3 protein-coding genes are annotated in these 17,139 nt (G+C 67.1%); all 3 read right to left on the bottom strand.

Annotated features, from left to right (window positions below; translation table 11 throughout):
- Window positions 1–938: 938 nt before the first annotated feature.
- The 3 genes from EJA05_RS23530 to alaC all read right to left on the bottom strand — a co-directional run bounded on the left by EJA05_RS23530 (window position 939) and on the right by alaC (window position 17,004).
- Window positions 939–14,918 (bottom strand): autotransporter-associated beta strand repeat-containing protein, encoded by a 13,980-nt coding sequence (locus EJA05_RS23530; RefSeq protein WP_125860239.1) that lies wholly within the window; start codon window positions 14,916–14,918, stop codon window positions 939–941.
- A gap of 292 nt (window positions 14,919–15,210) precedes the next feature.
- Entirely contained in the window at window positions 15,211–15,594 is a 384-nt protein-coding gene (locus EJA05_RS23535; RefSeq protein ID WP_110994885.1) for a YkgJ family cysteine cluster protein, read from the bottom strand.
- 201 nt (window positions 15,595–15,795) lie between these two features.
- On the bottom strand, window positions 15,796–17,004 hold the full coding sequence (gene alaC, locus EJA05_RS23540) for an alanine transaminase (protein ID WP_110995869.1): 1,209 nt from the start codon (window positions 17,002–17,004) through the stop codon (window positions 15,796–15,798).
- Between the last annotated feature and the right edge of the window lie 135 nt (window positions 17,005–17,139).

The following is a 17,139-nucleotide window of genomic DNA, read 5'->3' on the forward strand; positions in this document are numbered from 1 at the left end:
TGCTACTGAAAACACCACGGGCTTCTCACACCCGGTCGCCAAATGTGACGACCCAGCGACGTTACCCCCGAGGTATTTCCCAGCCAATGCAGAGCCTTCCGACAGGCGCGTAGGATAGGTCCCAAGCGCTGGCCGATTGAAGTATTTGGTTTCAGATTCGGAAATGTCTTACGCCTTCTGGCCTGCCCCCACGCTGACCGTGCCAACGCGATTTCGCGCCATGCCAACAAGGCGGACCAGGTGATGGCACAGGAGAGACTGGCCCGAAACAAACTGTGGGAGCGGGTTTACCCGCGAAGCGCCGCGCGGGCGGCGCTCGATCTTGAGAACGCTGCAAGGCTACCGTCATGCACCTGGTGGCCCTCATGCGATTTCAAGACAGGCCCTTGGGCGTCACACCGCTGGCCCTGGGGAATCAGGATTGGGTAATGGCCACCAGTTGCATGGCGGAAGATTGGGTGAGGGCCACCAGGTGCCAGGCGAAAGCTTTGCAGCGCCTATGAGATCGAGCGCCGCCCGCGCGGCGCGTCGCTGGCAAGCCAGCTCCCACATTTGTTTCGGGCCAATTAGTCCTGCGAAGGTACCGCTGCCCGCCTTGGCGCATGTCTCAAGTCGGGCGAGGCGCCAGTGGTGCCCACCTCAATACCAAGTCGAACCAACAAGGCGGACAGTGGTGAAATCACAGGAGTAACTGTCCCGAAACAAATGTGGGAGCTGGCTTGCCAGCGATGCGCCGCGCGGGCGGCGCTCGATCTTCAGAGCGCTGCAAGGCTACCGTCATGCACCTGGTGGCCATCATGCGGTCTCAAGACAGGCTAATGGGCGTCACACCTAGGATTTGGCAATAGCTCTCCCACATCTGTTTCGGCCAGTCATGCCTGTTGTCTCACCGCCGCTCGCCTTGCGAAAGGGCCGCAAAGCGGCCCCGGCCATAACCCTCAGAACCCCATGCTAAAGCTCACCGTCACCCCATGGTCGCGGGCATCATTGGACAGCTGCCCGGAATACCCGATGCCCAGCTTGCCACTCTCGCCCACCGCCAGGTCCAACCCGGCCTCGACCACCGCCGCATCCTTGGCAATCGGCACACCCGAGCTACTGAAACCTGCCCCGCCTTCGATAAACCGCAGGTCGGCGTCGGGCTTGGTGTCGCCGAAGGCATGCCGCCAGCCCAACGACGCGCGCGGGGTGATGGCGGTGCCGTTGGCCAGCTCGATACGCTTGCCGGCGCGCAGGCCCAGGGTGGAATAGGTCACGTCCTGATCGACGCTGCCCTCCAGCCGCCCTGCCCCGCCCTTCTCATGGGCGGTATCGCTGTCGTACTTGACGTAGGCCAGCCCGGCGAACGGCTCCAGGGCAATGCCGCCGGCATCGATGGCGTAGCCCACTTCGCCGAACACCTGGGCGCTGCGGGCCTTGTACTTGGCCTTGAGGCGGTCGTTGTAGGCGCCCACCTCGACGTCACGCTTGGTGTCGATGTCGTGCCAGCTGTAGGCCACGCCCAGGCGGGCAGCGAAGGCGTCCAGCTGGTAGCCCAGGTAGGTGCTCAGGTGGTAGCTGTCGACCGAAGCATCCGAACGGCGCTGGTGCGCATCGATGCTGGAGTTGGTGTAGCCGGCGGCAACGCCGACCTTCCACTGCTCGTCCAGCGCCCGGTCGACACCGAGCATGAAGCCCTGCAGCTCGCGATCGACACTGGCGTGGCTGCTGCTGCCATCGAAGTCGCCCCAACCGCCAAGGGCGCGGATCCAGCCGACGGCCTGGCCCTGGCAACCTTCGCTGGTGAGCTGCTGGTTGGCGCTGGGGGCCAGGGTGCGGCGCGGGTCGTCCTGGCGGCTGCAGTCGGCCTGGCGCAGGCGGTCGTTGACCGCTTCGCGAACGTAGCGCGAGTCCTCGATCAGCACGCTGGCCGTGCTGGCGTGGATCTCGCCGGACAGGCTGTCGAACGCCGCCCGGGCCTGCGCCGCGCTCATTGGCAGGATATTGCCGGTCAACTCGGCTGGCGCGCCCGGGCCGCTGAGGGCGGTTGCCACGCCACGCTGGTTGCCGGTGTAAGCGACCCCGGCAAAGCCAGTGCCGTTGCGGCTCAGCGACAGGGTCACCTGGTTGGCGCCATAGGCCACGGCGCTGTTGAGGAACGCCGAGTTGCTCAGGTTGGTGCTGGCGAAGGTCCCGGTGACCCCGCCCGCGGCAGTGACCACGGTGTAATGGCCACTGCCACTGAAGCCCGCCAGGTTGACCACCTGCAGGCTGCCGCCGAGGTTGGCGGTGCCGCCGACGTCGAGGTAGCTGGTCGGGTTGCCGCTGACATCGACGAGCAGGCTGCCGCTGGCGGCGTTGGTGAAGTTGCCGGTGACACTGAGTTCGCCGCCCTTGCCCGGCATTACCGTGCCTTGGTTGACCAGGCTGGCGACTGTGCCGGTACCGGTCAGCGCGGCGCCATTGGCCACGGTGACCTGCGCCGCGAGGCTGGCGCCGGGGTTGGTGGCATTGCCCACCTCAAGCACGCCCTGGTTGACGTTGAAGGCGCCGCTGAAGGCCTGGTTGCCGGTCAGCAGCAAGGTGCCGGCGCCGGTCTTGGTGGTGGTGCCGGTACCGGTCAGGTTGCCGTTGAAGGTGCCATTGGCGCCCTGGGCGAACACCAGGCTGGCGTTGTTGAGGATGTTGCCCTGCAGGCTGCTGGTATTGCCCATCAGGGTGCCGCCGCTGACCGTGGTGCCGCCGGTGTAGGTGTTGGCGCCGGCCAGTACCAGGGTGCCCGAGTCGAGCTTCTCGATACCGCCGGTCCCCACCAGCGGCGCGCTGATCAACGCCGTTGCACCGGCATCCACACGCACCGCCGCGAGGCTGCCGCCGCTGCCGTTGGTGGCGGTCAGGCTGCCATTGTTGCCGGCCACCAGTTGGTAGCCATTGGTGAGGAACTGCATGCCGGTGAACGCCTGGTTGCCGTCCACGGTTACGGTGCCGGCCTGGCCACCGAACACGGCGAACTGCGCGCCCCAGTTGTTGCTGGCGGTGCCGGTGGAGTTGGTCCAGTTGGTGGCCGAGTTCCAGGTGCCGCTGCCGCCACCGATGCTGCCGTTGGGGGTGGTCTGGCTGCCGTTCCAGAACTGCAGCGAACCGCCGGCGCCCTGCACCACCAGGTTGAGCTGGTTGGCGATGGCGGTCTGCAGGCTCAGGTCGCCCAGCACCACGCTGCCGGGGATGGCGCCGAACACCAGGCCGTTGTCGGTCAGCGAACCGCCATAGCTGAACAGCCGGTATACCCCTGGGCCGAAGCCGCCGGCGTCGGTGATGTTGAGGGTGCCGTCGACGGTCAGGTTGCCGGCCACCTGCACCACAGTGGTCGCCGCATTGGGTGCGCCAAGGCTGAAGTCCAGGGTACTGCCAGAGGCCAGGCTCAGGCTGCCCACCGACAACGGCGTGCTGCCAGGGCCTGCGGCGAGGGTGGCGCCGTTCTGGATCTGCACCGCACCGGCCAGGGTGCCGCTGCCGCTCAGGCTGGCGCCGGTGGCGACCGTGACCGTGGCGCTGTCGAGGCGGCCGTTGACCACCAGGCGCCCGGCGTTGACGTTGGTGGCGCCGGTGAGGCCGTTGTTGCCGGTGAGCAGCAGCTCGCCGGTGCCGGCCTTGGTCAGGGTACCGCTGCCGGTGAGGTTGCCGGTGTAGCTGCCGTTGGCGTTCTGCTCGAAGGTCAGTGCGGCGTTGTTGACGATGGCGCCCTTGAGGCTGTCGCTGTCGCCCACCAGGCTACCGGCGTTGATCAGGGTGCCACCGGTATAGCTGTTGCTGCCACTGAGGGTGAGCTGGGCGCTGCCGTTCTTGATCAGGCCGCCCACGCCACTGAGGTTGCCGGCCAGTTCCAGGGCGTTGCTGCCGGCAATGGCCAGGGCGCCGTTGAGCACGGCATTGTTGGCCAGGGTGACGGCGCTGTTGCTGTCCAGCGTGGTGCCGGCGGCGGCGGTCAGCACGCCGCTGCCCAGGGCGCTGTTGTTGCCCACCACCAGGGTGCCGCCGTTGAGCGCGGTGCCGCCGCTGTAGCCGTTGGCGGCATTGAGCACCAGGGTGCCGGTGTCGTACTTGGCGATGCTGCCGGTGCCATTGAGGGCGACGTTGAGGGTGGCCGTTGCGCCGTTATCGACCCGCAGGTTGGTGGTGCCGGTGGTGAGCAGCTCACCGGCGGCGCCAGCATTGAGTACATAGCCGTTGCTGACGAACTGCATGCCACCGATGCTCTGGCTGCCGTTGACGGTGACGGTACCTGGGGTGCCCTGGAACACCGCGAAGGTGTCGTTCCATGGGGTGTTGAGCACGCCGTTGGCGTCGGTCCAGTTGGTGTTGGTGGCATCCCAGGTGCCGCTGCCGCCGTCGATCACGCCGTTGGGGACGGACTGGCTGCCATCCCAGAACAGCACGTTGCTGGCCCCGCCGACCACCAGGTTGACCTGATTGGCGATGGCGGTTTGCACGGTCAGGTCGCTGGCCGGTACCGGCGTGCTGCCGATGGCCATGCCGTTGTTGACCAGGCTGCCGCCGTAGGCGAACAGGCGGTACACCCCGGCGCCGAAGCCACCGATATCGGTGATGTTGAGCGTGCCGCCGAGGGTCAGGTTGTTGGCCACGTTGACCAGTGGGGTGCTGCCGATCGGCGCACCGAGGGCGGCGTTGAAGTTGGCGCTGCTGCCAAGCACCAGGTTGCCGACGTTCAGGGTGCTGCCGCTGGCGGCGCTGAGGGTACCGCCGTTGGCCACCGCCACCGTTCCGCCAATGCTGCCGCTGCCGCCGAGGGTGGCGCCACTGGCAACGTTGACCGTGTTGCTGGCCAGGCTGCCGTTGACCACCAGGCCACCGGCCTGGACGTTGGTGGTGCCGCTGTGGCTGTTGCTGGCGCTGAGGGTCAGGGTATCGATGCCCATCTTGTTCAGGGTGCCGGTACCGCTGATGTCACCGGCGAATACGCCGCCCTGCACACCCAGGCTGTTGCCCGCGGCAATCTGGATGGCGCCGCTGCCACCGATGTCGCCCAGGGTGGTGTTGCCGTCCAGGTTGAGGGTGGCGCCGCTGCTGACATTGAGCTCGCTCTGGCTGCCCAGGGCCGTGGTGCCGATGGTGCTGAGGCTGCCGGCGAGCAGGTTGATGATGCCGCTGAAGGTGTTGTTGCCCGACAGGGTCAGGTCGGCCAGGCCGCTCTTGTTGAGGGTGCCGTTGCCGCTGAGCACGCCGGCCAGTTGCAGGTCGTTGCTGCCCAGCACGTTCAGCGTACCGCTGACGGCCACCGGATTACCCAGAGTGACCGCGCTGCTGCTGTCGAGGTTGGCGTTGCCGGTGACGCTCAGGCCACCACTGCCGAGCGCTGCGTTGTTGCCGAGCACCAGCGTGCCCGCCTGCAGCTCGGTACCACCGCTGTAGGTATTGGCGCCACTGAGCGTCAACGCCGAGGCACCGCTCTTCACCAGGCGCCCGGCACCCGCCAGGGTGCCGCCGAGGGTCAGGTCGTTGCTGCCCAGCACGTTGAACAGGCCGGCCAGGTTGAGGTTGTTGGCCAGGGTCACGGCCTGGCTGCTCTGCAGGCTGGTACCGGCAGCCGCATTGAGCGCGCCGCTACCCAGCGCCGTGTTGGAGCCGACAATCAACGTACCGCCGTTGAGCGCAGTGTTGCCGCTGTAGCTGTTGTTGCCGGCCAGCAGCAAGCTGGCGTTGCCGGCCTTGACCAGGCCGCCGCTGCCGCTGATGTCGCCATTGAGCGCCAGGTCGTTGCTGCCGGCGATGTTCAACGGCCCGGCCAGGCTGATGGCGTTGCCCAGTGCCACGGTCTTGTTGCTGTCCAGGGTGGTACCCGCCGTGGTGCTCAGCACGCCGCTGCCCAGGGCACTGTCGCTGCCGACGATCAAGGTGCCACCACTGAGGGTGGTGCCGCCGCTGTAGCTGTTGCTGCCATTGAGCACCAGGGTGCCGCTGTCGAGCTTGTTCAGCTTGCCGCTGCCGGCCAGGGCCACGTCGAGGGTGGCGATGGCCCCCGGGTCGACGCGCACGCTGGTGTCGCCGCTACTGCCGTTGACCAGGTTCAGCACACCGCCGGCACCGCCCAGCAGGCGGTAGCCGTTGCTGACGAACTGCATGCCATTGATGGCTTGCGGGCCAACCACGGTGACATCGCCGGCAGTGCCCTGGAACACCGCGAAGCTGCCGTTCCAGGCGCTGTTGGTGGTGCCGTTGAGGTCGGTCCAGTTGTTGCTGCCGGCGTTCCAGGTGCCGGTGCCGCCGTTGACCTGGCCGTTGGCGGTGGTGTCGCTGCCGTCCCAGAACAGGATGTTCTGGCCACTGGCGCTGACCAGCAGGTTGACCTGGTTGGCCAGGCTGGTCTGCAGGCTCAGGTCGCCGAGGCCGAAGCCAAAGGGCAGGTTGCCGAAATCCAGGCCGTTGTCGGTGAGCAAGCCTGCGTAGTCGAAGATCCGGTACACGCCGTTGCCGAAGCCGCCGATATTGCTGACGTTGAGCGTACCGTCGAGGGTCAGGTTGCCGCCGACGTTGAACAGTGCGGTACCGCCGGAGGCGGGCGAGCCGAGGCCGGCATCGACGATCGAGCCGCTGTTGAGCACCAGGGAGCCGAGCCCCAAGGTGCTGCCGCTTTGCCCGGCCAGGTGGCCGCCGTTGTTGATGACCACCGTGGCGTTGGCACTGCCGCTGCCGGTGAGGGTGGCGCCGCTGGCGACGGTCAGCAGGTTGCTGCCCAGGGTGCCATCGACCTTCAGGGTGCCGCCGTTGACCTGGGTGTTGTCGGCGAGGTTGCTGGTGCCGGTCAAGGTCAGGGTGCCGGTCCCGACCTTGGTCAGGCCACCGAGGCCGTTGAGGCCGCCGGCGAAGGTGTTGCTGAGGTTGTTGCTGCCCAGGCTCAGGACGCTGCCGATACCGACATCGACCTGGCCGCTGCCGGTCAGGCTGCCGAGGCTGGCATTGCCATTGAGGTTGAGCAGGCCGCTGGCGCCGACGTTGAGGGTGTCGACGTTGGCCAGCACGCCGCTGCCGAGGGTGGTAAGGGAGCCGGCCTGGATATCGACGTCGCCGGTGAAGCTCTTGACGCCAACCAGGGTGAGGTCGTCGACGCCGGTCTTGATCAGGTTGCCGGTACCACTGAGGTCACCGCTGAGGATCAGCGCGTTGTTGACGTCGAAGGTCAGGTTGGCGTTGTTGCTCAGGGCAATGGTGTTGCCCAGGGCCATGGGTGCGCTGTTGGCCAGGGCGGCATCGGCGCTGACCGAAAGGGTGCCGGTGCCCAATGCGCCACTGCTGCCCAGGGTCAGGCGCCCGGCATTGAGCTGGGTGCCGCCCTGATAGCCGTTGTTGCCGTTGAGGGTCAGGTTGCCGCTGCCGTTCTTGGTCAGCCCGGCGGTGCCGTTGAGCACACCGTTGAGGGTCAGGTCGTTGACGCCGGCGACGGTCAGGCCGGCGTTGAGGGTGACGTTGTTGGCCAGGCTGACGCTGCTGCCGGCGCTCAGGGTCGAGGCCCCGCCGACGGTCAGGGCGCCCTGCCCCAGCGCGTTGTCGTTGCCGACCACCAGTTGGCCGGCGTTCAGGGTGGTGCCACCCAGGTAGTTGTTGGCGCCATTGAGGGTCAGGGTGGCAGCGCCCGACTTGCTCAAGCCACCGACGCCATCGAGCACGCCGTTGAGGGTGAGGTCGGCGCTGCCCAGCACATTGAGCAGGCCCCCCAGGTGCACGGCGTTGCCCAGGGTAACGCCCGCGCCGCCGGCATCGAGGCTGGTATTGGCGCCGGTGCTCAGGGCACCGCTGCCCAGGGCGGTGTTGCTGCCCACCACCAGGGTACCGCCGTTGAGCGTGGTGCCGCCGCTGTAGGTGTTGTTGCCGTTGAGCGTCAGGCTGGCGGCGCCGTTCTTGAACAGGCTGTTGTTGCCCGCGACCACGCCGTTGAGGGTCAGCGCCTGGCCGCCGCCGAGGGTGAGGTTGCCGCCAGCCAGGTTGATAGCGTTGGCCAGCGCCAGCGCCAGGCTGGTATCGAGGGTGGCGGCACCGTTCACGTTCAGCGCGCCACTGCCCAGGGCGCCGGCATTGCCCAGCAGCAGGCTGCCGGCTTGCAGCGCGGTGCCGCCGGTGTAGGTGTTGTTGCCGTTGAGGATCAGTTGGCCACTGCCCAGTTTGTTCAGGCCGCCATCACCACTGATGACGCCGTTGAGGGTCAGCGCTTGGGTATTGCTGACGCCAAGGGTGGTACCGCTGCCAAGGCCGATGGCGTTGGCCACCTGCAGCACCCCGCTGCTGGCCAGTGTGCTGTTGCCGGTCACCGAAAGGTTGCCCTGGCCCAGCGCCGTGTTATTGCCCAGGGTCAGGGTACCGGCCCCGAGGGTAGTGGTGCCCTGGTAGGTGTTGGCGGCGCCGAGGGTCAGGTTGCCGGTGCCGGTCTTGCTCAGGCCACCGCTGCCGCTGATCACACCGTTCAGCGCCAGGTTGTTGCTGCCGGTCAGGCTCAGGTTGCCGTTGAGCAACACCTGGTTGGCCACGGTCAGCGCGCCGAGGGTGGCCAGGTTGGCAGCGGCGCCGACGGTGAGGGTACCGGTGCCCAGCGCTTGGTTGTTGCCCAGGGTCAGGGTGCCGGCATTGAGGGTCACACCGCCGGTGAAGGTGTTGGCGCCACTGAGGGTCAGGTTGCTGGCACCGTTCTTGGTCAGGCTGCCGGCGCCGGTGACGAGGCCGCCCAGGCCGAGGTCGTTGCTGCCGGCGATGATCAGGTTGCCCGCCAGGTTGACGGTGTTGCCGATGTTCAGCGCGGTGTTGCTGTCCAGTGTGGTGCCAGCGGCCGCGTTGAGCTGGCCGAGGCCAAGCGCGCTGGCGTTACCGAGCACCAGGGTGCCGGCATTGAGGTTGGTGTTGCCCAGGATGCCGTTGGTCCCGTTCAGGGTCAGGGTGCCACTGCCGGTCTTGGTCAGGCCGCCGACACCGTTGATGTTGCCACCCAACGTCAGGTTCTGGGCACCGGCGAGGGTCAGGTTGCCGGCCAGGTTGATCTGGTTGGCCAGGGTCACATTGGCGTTGCTGCTCAAGGTCGTGCCACCCATGGCATTCAACGCACCAGTGCCCAGTGCCGTGTTGCTGCCCACGACAAGCGTGCCGCCGTTGAGGCTGGTCATGCCCTGGTAGCTGTTGCTGCCGTTGAGGGTGAGCACGCCGCTGCCGGACTTGATCAGCCCACCGGTACCGCTCACGACGCCATTGAGGGTCAGGTTGCTGGTGCCCGGCAGGGTGAGGTTGGCGTTCAGCGCAATGCTGTTGGACAGGCTGAAATCGCCCGTGCTGGTCAGGCTGGAAGCCCCGCTGACCATAAGGCCGCCGGTGCCCAGCGCCTGAGCGTTACCCAAGGTCAGCGTGCCTGCGCCAAGGGTGGTGCCGCCGCTGTAGGTGTTGGCGTTGCCCAGGGTGAGGTTGGCGCCGCCGGCTTTGATCAGGCTGCCATTGCCCGAGACGATGCCGGCCAGGCCAAGGTCGGCACTGCCGGCCACGGTCAGCGCGCCGTTCAGGGTGAAGGCGTTGCCGAGGGTGACGGCGGTGTTGCTGTCCAGGCTGGTGCCCGCTGCGGTGCTGACCGAGCCGGTGCCCAGGGCGGTGTTGCTGCCAACGACCAGCGACCCGCCGTTGAGCAGGGTGCCGCCGGTGTAGCTGTTGGCACCGTTGAGCACCAACGTGCCGCTGTCGAGTTTGGCCAGCTGGCCGCTGCCGGACAGGCCAACATTGAGCGTTGCGGTGACGCCTGGGTCGACACGCACAGCGAAAGCGCCGTTGCTGCCGTTGACCAGGTCCAGGCCACCGGCGCCGATCAGGCGGTAGCCGTTGGTGACGAACTGCAGGCCGGTGGCGGCCTGGGTGCCGACCACGGTGACGTCGCCCGCAGTGCCCTGGAACACGGCGAAGTCGGCGGCCCAACTGCCGTTGAGCACCCCGTTGACGTCGGTCCAGTTGGTGTTGCTGCCATTCCAGGTGCCGGTGCCACCGTCGATCACACCGTTGGGCACGCTCTGGCCACCATCCCAGAACTGCACGGTGCTGGAGCCGCCGCCCACCAGCAGGTTGATCTGGCTGCCGATCGAGGTCTGCACCTGCAGGTCGCCTGGCAACATGGCGCCAGGCACCGTACCCAGTACCAAGCCGTTGTCGACCAGGGCGCCGGTGTAATCGAACAGGCGGTAGATGCCCACGCCGAAGCCGCCGATATCGGTGACGTTGAGGGTGCCGTCCAGGGTCAGGTTGCCATTGACGTTGACCAGCGCGGTGCCGCCGGTGGACGGCCCGGCCAGGCCGAAATCGAGGATCGAGCCGCTGTGCAGGGTCAGCGAGCCGGTACTCAGGGTGGCGCCGCTGTTGGCCAGCAGGTGCGCGCCATTGGCGATGTCCACGGCGCCCACCAGGCTGCCGGTGCCGCCCAGGCTGGCACCGCTGTTGACCTGCACGTTGGCGCTGGCCAGCGCACCGCTGACGTTGAGCAGGCCGCCATTGACCGTGGTGTTGCCGGCCAGCACGTTGACGCCCGACAGCTCCAGGCTGCCGCTGCCGTTCTTCACCAGCCCGCCCACGCCAGCCAGCACGCCGCTGAAGACGTTGTTGAGGTTGTTGCCGCCCACGCTCAGGTTGCCGCCACCGGCCACGTTCACCGTGCCGGCGCCGCTCAGGCCACCGACGGTGGCACTGTTGCCGAGGTTGAGGCTGGCACCGGCGCCGACATTGAGCGCCGAGGCATTGCCCAGGGCGCCAGTACCGACGGTGGTCAGGCTGCCGCCGAGCAGGTCGATGGCGCCGCTGAAGGTGTTGTTGCCGGCCAGTGTCAGGTCGGACAGGCCGTTCTTGATCAGGCCGCCGGTGCCACTGACCACCCCGCTCAGGGTGAGGTCGTTGCTGCCGCCCAGGGTCAGGTTGGCACCCAGCCCGATGTTGTTGCCGAGGTTGAGCACGGCGCTGTTGTCGAGGCTGGCGGCACCGGTCACGTTCAAGGCGCCACTGCCCAAGGCGTTGCCGTTGCCGATGACCACGCCACCGGCATTGAGGGTAGTGCCACCGGTGTAGGTGTTGACGCCATTGAGGGTCAGGGTGGCAAGGCCGTTCTTGATCAACTGCCCTGCCCCGCTGAGCACGCCGCCGAGGGTCAGGGCGTTGCTGCCGCCCAGGGTGAGGTTGGCGTCGAGCGCGACGTTGTTGCCCAGGCTGATGGCGCTGCTGTTGTCCAGGCTCGCCGCGCCGCCCACGGTCAGGGTACCGGTGCCGATCGCACTGCCGTTGCCCAGCACCAGCCCGCCGGCGTTCAGCAGGGTGCCACCGGCGTAAGTGTTGAGTCCGCCGAGGGTGAGCGTGGTGCTGCCGTTCTTGATCAGACGGCCGGTGCCGTCGATCACGCCATTGAGGTTGAGGTTGTTGCTGCCGGCCAGGGTGAGGTCGGCGTCGAGGGTGATGGCGTTGCCGACACTGACGGCGGCGTTGGTGTCGAGGCTGCCAGCGCCGGCCACGGTCAGTTTGCCTACGCCCAAGGCGGCGCCGTTGCCCAGCACAAGGCCACCGGCATTGAGGGTGGTGCCACCCAGGTAGGCATTGGGGCCGGACAGGGTCAGGGTCGCGCTGCCATTCTTGACCAGGCTGCCGGCACCGCTGATCAGGCCGCCGAGGCCGAGGTTGGCACCACCGCCGATGGTCAGGGCGCCGGCCAGGTTGACGGCATTGCCGAGGTTGACCGCGCTGCTGGCATCCAGGCTGGTGCCGGCGGCGGCATTGAGCGCGCCGCTGCCCAGCGCGGTGTTGCTGCCAACCACGATGCGCCCGGCGTTGAGGTTAGTGGCGCCGATGTAGGTGTTGGCACCGTTGAGGGTCAGGGTGCTGGTGCCGTTCTTGGTCAGGCCGCCGACGCCGGCAACCACACCGCCAAAGGTGAGGTCGTTGCTGCCGGCCAGGTTGAGGTTGCCCGCCAGGTTGAGGTTGTTGGCCAGGCTCAGCCCGGCCACGCTGCTGTCGAGGGTGGTGTTGGCGGCGGCATTGAGCGCGCCGGTGCCGAGCGCGGTGTTGCTGCCAAGCACCAGGGTGCCGGCGTTGAGCGTGGTGCTGCCGCTCTGGGTGTTGTTGCCGCTGAGGGTCAGGCTGCCTGCGCCGTTCTTGATCAGCCCGGCGCTGCCGCTGAGGTTGCCGGCCAGGGTGAGGTTGTTGGCACCGGCGAGGGTCAGGTTGCCACCGAGCAGGACCGCATTGTTCAGGGTCATCGCGCCGCTGTTGACCAGGGTCGACGCGCCGCCGACGCTCAGGGCGCCGGTGCCCAGGGCTGCCGCGCTGTCCAGGGTCAGCGTGCCGGCGTTGAGGGTCAGGCCGCCGCTGAAGGTGTTGGCACCGCCCAGGGTCAGGTTGCTGCTGCCGTTCTTGATCAGTGCGCCGGTGCCGCTGATCACGCCGCCCAGGGTGGTGGCGCTGGTGCCGAGCAGGCTCAGGGTGTTGGCGCCGAGGTTGATGGCGTTGCCCAGGTTGACCGCCACACCTGCGTCAAGCCCGGCATTGCCGCCCAAGGTCAGCGCACCGGTACCCAGGGCGTTGTTGTTGCCAAGGGTCAGAACGCCGGCATTGTGGGTGGTGCCGCCGCTGAAGGTGTTGTTGCCATTGAGGGTCAGCCCGGCGCTGCCGTTCTTCACCAGTGCGCCGGTGCCGCTGATCACCCCGCCCAGGGTGGTGGCGCTGGTGCCCAGCAGGCTGAGGGTGTTGGCGCCGAGGTTGACGGCGTTGCCCAGGCTGACTGCGGAGCTGGCATCGAGGCTGGCGTTGCCGCCCAGGGTCAGCGCGCCGCCGCCCAGGGCATTGTTGTGACCGACGGTGAGCTTGCCGGTGTTCAGCGTCAGTCCGCCGCTGAAGGTATTGTTGCCATTGAGCGCCAGGTCCGCGGCGCCGTTCTTGACCACTGCACCGGTGCCGCTGATCACCCCGCCCAGAGTGGTGGCGCTGGTGCCCAGCAGGTTGAGGGTGTTGGCGCCCAGGTTGATCGCATTGCCCAGGCTGACCGCGGTGCTGGCATCGAGGCTGGCGTTGCCGGTCAAGGCCAGGGCTCCGGTGCCCAGCGCGGCACTATTACCGACGGTAAGCTTGCCAGCGGCCAGGCTGGTGCCGCCGCTGTAGGTATTGACGCCGTTGAGGGTGAGGTCGGCGGCGCCGTTCTTGACCAGGCTGCCAGTGCCGCCGATCACGCCACCCAGGGTGAGTGCGTTGTTGCCCGTCAAGGTCAGGGCACTGCTGCCCAGGTTGATGGCGTTGCCCAGGGACATCGCCGCCGTGGTGTCCAGGCTGGCGTTGCCGGTGAGGCCCAGGGCTCCCGTGCCCAGGGCGTTGCTGTTGCCCAGGGTGAGCGTGCCGTTGGCCAGGGTGGTGCCACCGCTGAAGGTATTTATACCGTTGAGGGTCAGGTTGCCGCTGCCGTTCTTGACCAGTGAGCCGGTACCGCTGAGCACACCGCCCAGGGTCAGGGCATTGCTGCCAGGCAGGCTGAGGGCGGCGTTGAGTGTCACGGCGTTGTTCAGCACCAGCGGCACGCTGCCTTGCAGGCTGCCGGCGCCGTTGACGGTGAGCCCGCCGGTGCCAAGCGCCGCAGCGCTGGTCAGGTTGAGGCCGCCGGCGGCCAGGGTGGTGCCGCCGCTGTAAGTGTTGGTGCCGCCGAGGGTGAGCAGGCCGGCGCCGGTCTTGGTCAGCCCGCCAACACCACTGACCACGCCGCTGAGGGCCATGTCGGTGGCGCCGCCGACGTTCAGGCCGGCGTTCAGGGTCAGCGCGTTGCTCAGGTTCAGCCCGCCAACGGTGCCTGCCAGACCACCGCCATTGACGGTAATGGCACCACTGCCGAACGCGCTGGAATTGTCAAAGTTGACCTGGCCGCCATTCAGGGTGGTCAGGGTGGTGCCGTTGAGCACTTGGCCGAGCAAGCTCCAGGTGCCGCTGTCGACGATCAGCCGGCTGAAGTTGATGTAGTTGCTGGCGTTGATGGTGCCGCTGCCACTGGTGCCGCTGCCGCCGCCGATGGCGTTTTGCAGCGCCAGGGTGTTGGTACCGCCGGCGCCGCCGTCGATCTTGCCCGCTGCCGCGTAGGCGAGGTTGGGGTTGCTGGTGACCAACAGGGCCACGCCGACGCCCAGCCCCGCGCCGACACTGGAACCGGTGATGGCGTTGAAGCGGTTGGTGCTGTTGGCGCCCATCGACAGGCTGCCGGTGAGGGTGCCGGCGTTGGTGAAGGTGTTGCCTGCCGCAGAGGCCTCGAAGGCTGCACGGCCGAGAATGGTGCCGGTGTTGGTGAAGTTCACCGTGCTGCCGCCGGTGACGGCGATCACCGGGGTGTCCTCGCTCACCAGGGTCAGGCTGGCCAGCGCCGAGGAGCCGATGCTGCCGGCGTTGGTAATGGTGGTGGTGCCACCTGCACCGTTGCGCGCATCCAGCGCCATGCCCGTGAGGTTCAGCAGGTTCGCGCCAAGCAAGGCACCGGTGCCCTTGATCACGCCCGTGGCGTTGTTGTTGATGTTGAGGGTGCTGCCGGTGCCGGTGTTGCCGATCAGCACCGCACTGGACTGAATGCTCAGCAACCCCAGCAAGGTCGGGTCGATGGTGCCGGAGTTGTTCAAGGTGTTGTTGTTGCCGGCCAGCGACAACGAGGTGCCGCCCACGCCCAGCAGCGTCCCCAGGCTGGCGCCTGGGTTGACGTTGACCGTGAGGCCACTGCCGCCGTTGGTATAGCTCGGCGCCAGCGGGTTGGCCGCGCCGTTGCAGGTGATGATGGACCCCGCCGCGCTACAGACGGCCAGCGCCTGTTCACTGTTGAGGGAAAGGGCCATGCCCCCGACAACCAGGCTGACAGCCAGGGACAATTGCGAAAGACGGGCAGGCAAACGGGCGGCGACACTTCTGTCCACGGAGAGCTCCTTCGTGGATCAGGTCATTCAGTCCTTGAATACGTGTATCGCGGTGATGCAGGAGCGCGACATACGCCGGCCGAAACGCCTGACCCTGGCTACAAGTTCCTTTGTGGAAATGTGTAGCCGCTCAAGCACGGACAGCACGCCGCTTGGGGCGGTCAAATGGTGTTAATACTATTTCGAGGCAGTACGAACTACGCGGGTTGCAGCGCAGTGGCGATTGGATCCATCCGACAAGCGGTCATGGCCAATCGCCAGAATGTGACCGCTTCACCGTTTCGCCTGGGCCTCAGGCAACCTCGGCGCCGTCGTCCGGCCAATGCGGCTCGTTGGCGCCAGGCGGTGTCAGGGGTGGCAGGCCGTAGGCCGCACGGGCGTCGTCGCAGCTGGGGTTGTGCACGCCATGCTCCCAGGATGCTTCGAATTCACGGCAGGGGCTCGAGCGGTTCTCGTAGATGCCGCAGGCGACCTGCTTGCCGATCTCGCCGCCCAGGCTGGTACAGCGGCAGGGCTTGGCGTCGGTGCCGATCATGGCGACGCGGGTGGGGTTGATCTGCACCACCAGGTCGTCGGGCACCAGGCCGCCGGCCGATTGGCATTCACCCCAGAAGAAAGACACACGAAAGTAGCCGCAGCAGGCGCCGCAGGTCAGGCAAGGGTTCTGTTCGGACATGATGACCAGGGAGGGAGGTTGTTGTTATCGGGGCGAGCGCCCGCGGCGCTATTTGTAATCCAGGCGCGACTGGCTGAGAAGAGGGGGAATGAAAAAAAGATCGCCGCTGATCGGCGTAAACGCATCGCGGGGCAAGCCCGCTCCCACGCCGAGCATACCTTGCGTGGGAGCGGGCTTGCCCCGCGATCAGGCCTGGCCTGCTTACTTGCTGGTCAGCCCATCGGCGCGGAACATCTGGCGAATGCCGCGAATGGCCTGGCGAATACGGTCCTGGTTCTCGATCAGGGCGAAGCGCACGTGGTCATCGCCGTAGTCGCCAAAACCCACGCCTGGCGATACGCAGACCTTGGCTTCGGCCAGCAGCTTCTTGGAAAACTCCAGCGAACCCAGGTGTGCGTACTGTTCGGGGATCTTGGCCCAGACGTACATCGACGCTTTGGGGTTCTCGACCATCCAGCCCATCTCGTGCAGGCCCTTGACCAGCAGGTTGCGGCGCTGGCGGTACTGCTCGGCGATGTCGCGCACGCACTGCTGGTCGCCTTCCAGGGCGGCGATGGCCGCCACCTGCAACGGGGTGAAGGTGCCGTAGTCGTGGTAGCTCTTGATGCGTGCCAGGGCGCTGACCAGCTCCGGGTTGCCGACCATGAAGCCGATCCGCCAGCCGGCCATGTTGTAGCTCTTGGACAGGGTAAAGAACTCCACCGCGATGTCCTTGGCCCCCGGCACCTGCATGATCGACGGCGCCTTCCAGCCGTCGTAGACGATATCGGCGTAGGCCAGGTCGTGCACCACCAGCACGTCGTACTGCTTGGCCAGGGCCACCACGCGCTCGAAGAAATCCAGCTCGACGCACTGGGCAGTGGGGTTGGACGGGAAGCCGAGGATCATCATCTTCGGCTTGGGGATCGACTCGCGGATCGCCCGCTCCAGCTCGTTGAAGAAGTCCACGCCCGGCACCAGCGGCACCGAACGCACCTGGGCGCCGGCGATCACCGCGCCGTAGATGTGGATCGGGTAGCTGGGGTTGGGCACCAGCACGGTGTCGCCCTGGTCGAGGGTGGCGAGCATCAGGTGCGCCAGGCCCTCTTTCGAGCCGATGGTGACGATGGCTTCGCTCTCCGGGTCGATCTCGACCTCGTAGCGGTCCTTGTACCAGTTGGAGATGGCCCGGCGCAGGCGCGGGATACCGCGCGAGGTGGAATAGCCATGGGTGTCTTCACGCTGGGCGACCTGCACCAGCTTCTCGACGATGTGCGGCGGGGTGGCGCCATCGGGGTTGCCCATGCTCAGGTCGATGATGTCCTCGCCACGGCGGCGGGCAGCCATCTTGAGCTCGGCGGTGATGTTGAAGACGTAAGGGGGCAGACGATCGATGCGCGCGAAACGGCGCGGCGAACCTGGATTGGCCATGGTTTCCTCTGGAGACGTAAGCGCCCGGAACCGTCCGAGCGACGTTGGCCGCCGCGGCGGCCGAATCAGAAGATAATCCCGCCAAGTAAATTTCGCAAAGGATAATTTTCTGTTTTTTTAAAACTTTTCAGGCGC

The sequence above is a fragment of the Pseudomonas oryziphila genome (genome assembly GCF_003940825.1).
Lineage (GTDB): Bacteria > Pseudomonadota > Gammaproteobacteria > Pseudomonadales > Pseudomonadaceae > Aquipseudomonas > Aquipseudomonas sichuanensis.

What these genes read in the sequence shown, in the direction of transcription:
- EJA05_RS23535 (WP_110994885.1), bottom strand. Translation starts at nt 15,594, where the DNA reads ATGTCCGAACAGAACCCTTGCCTGACCTGCGGCGCCTGCTGCGGCTAC.
- alaC (WP_110995869.1), bottom strand. Translation starts at nt 17,004, where the DNA reads ATGGCCAATCCAGGTTCGCCGCGCCGTTTCGCGCGCATCGATCGTCTG.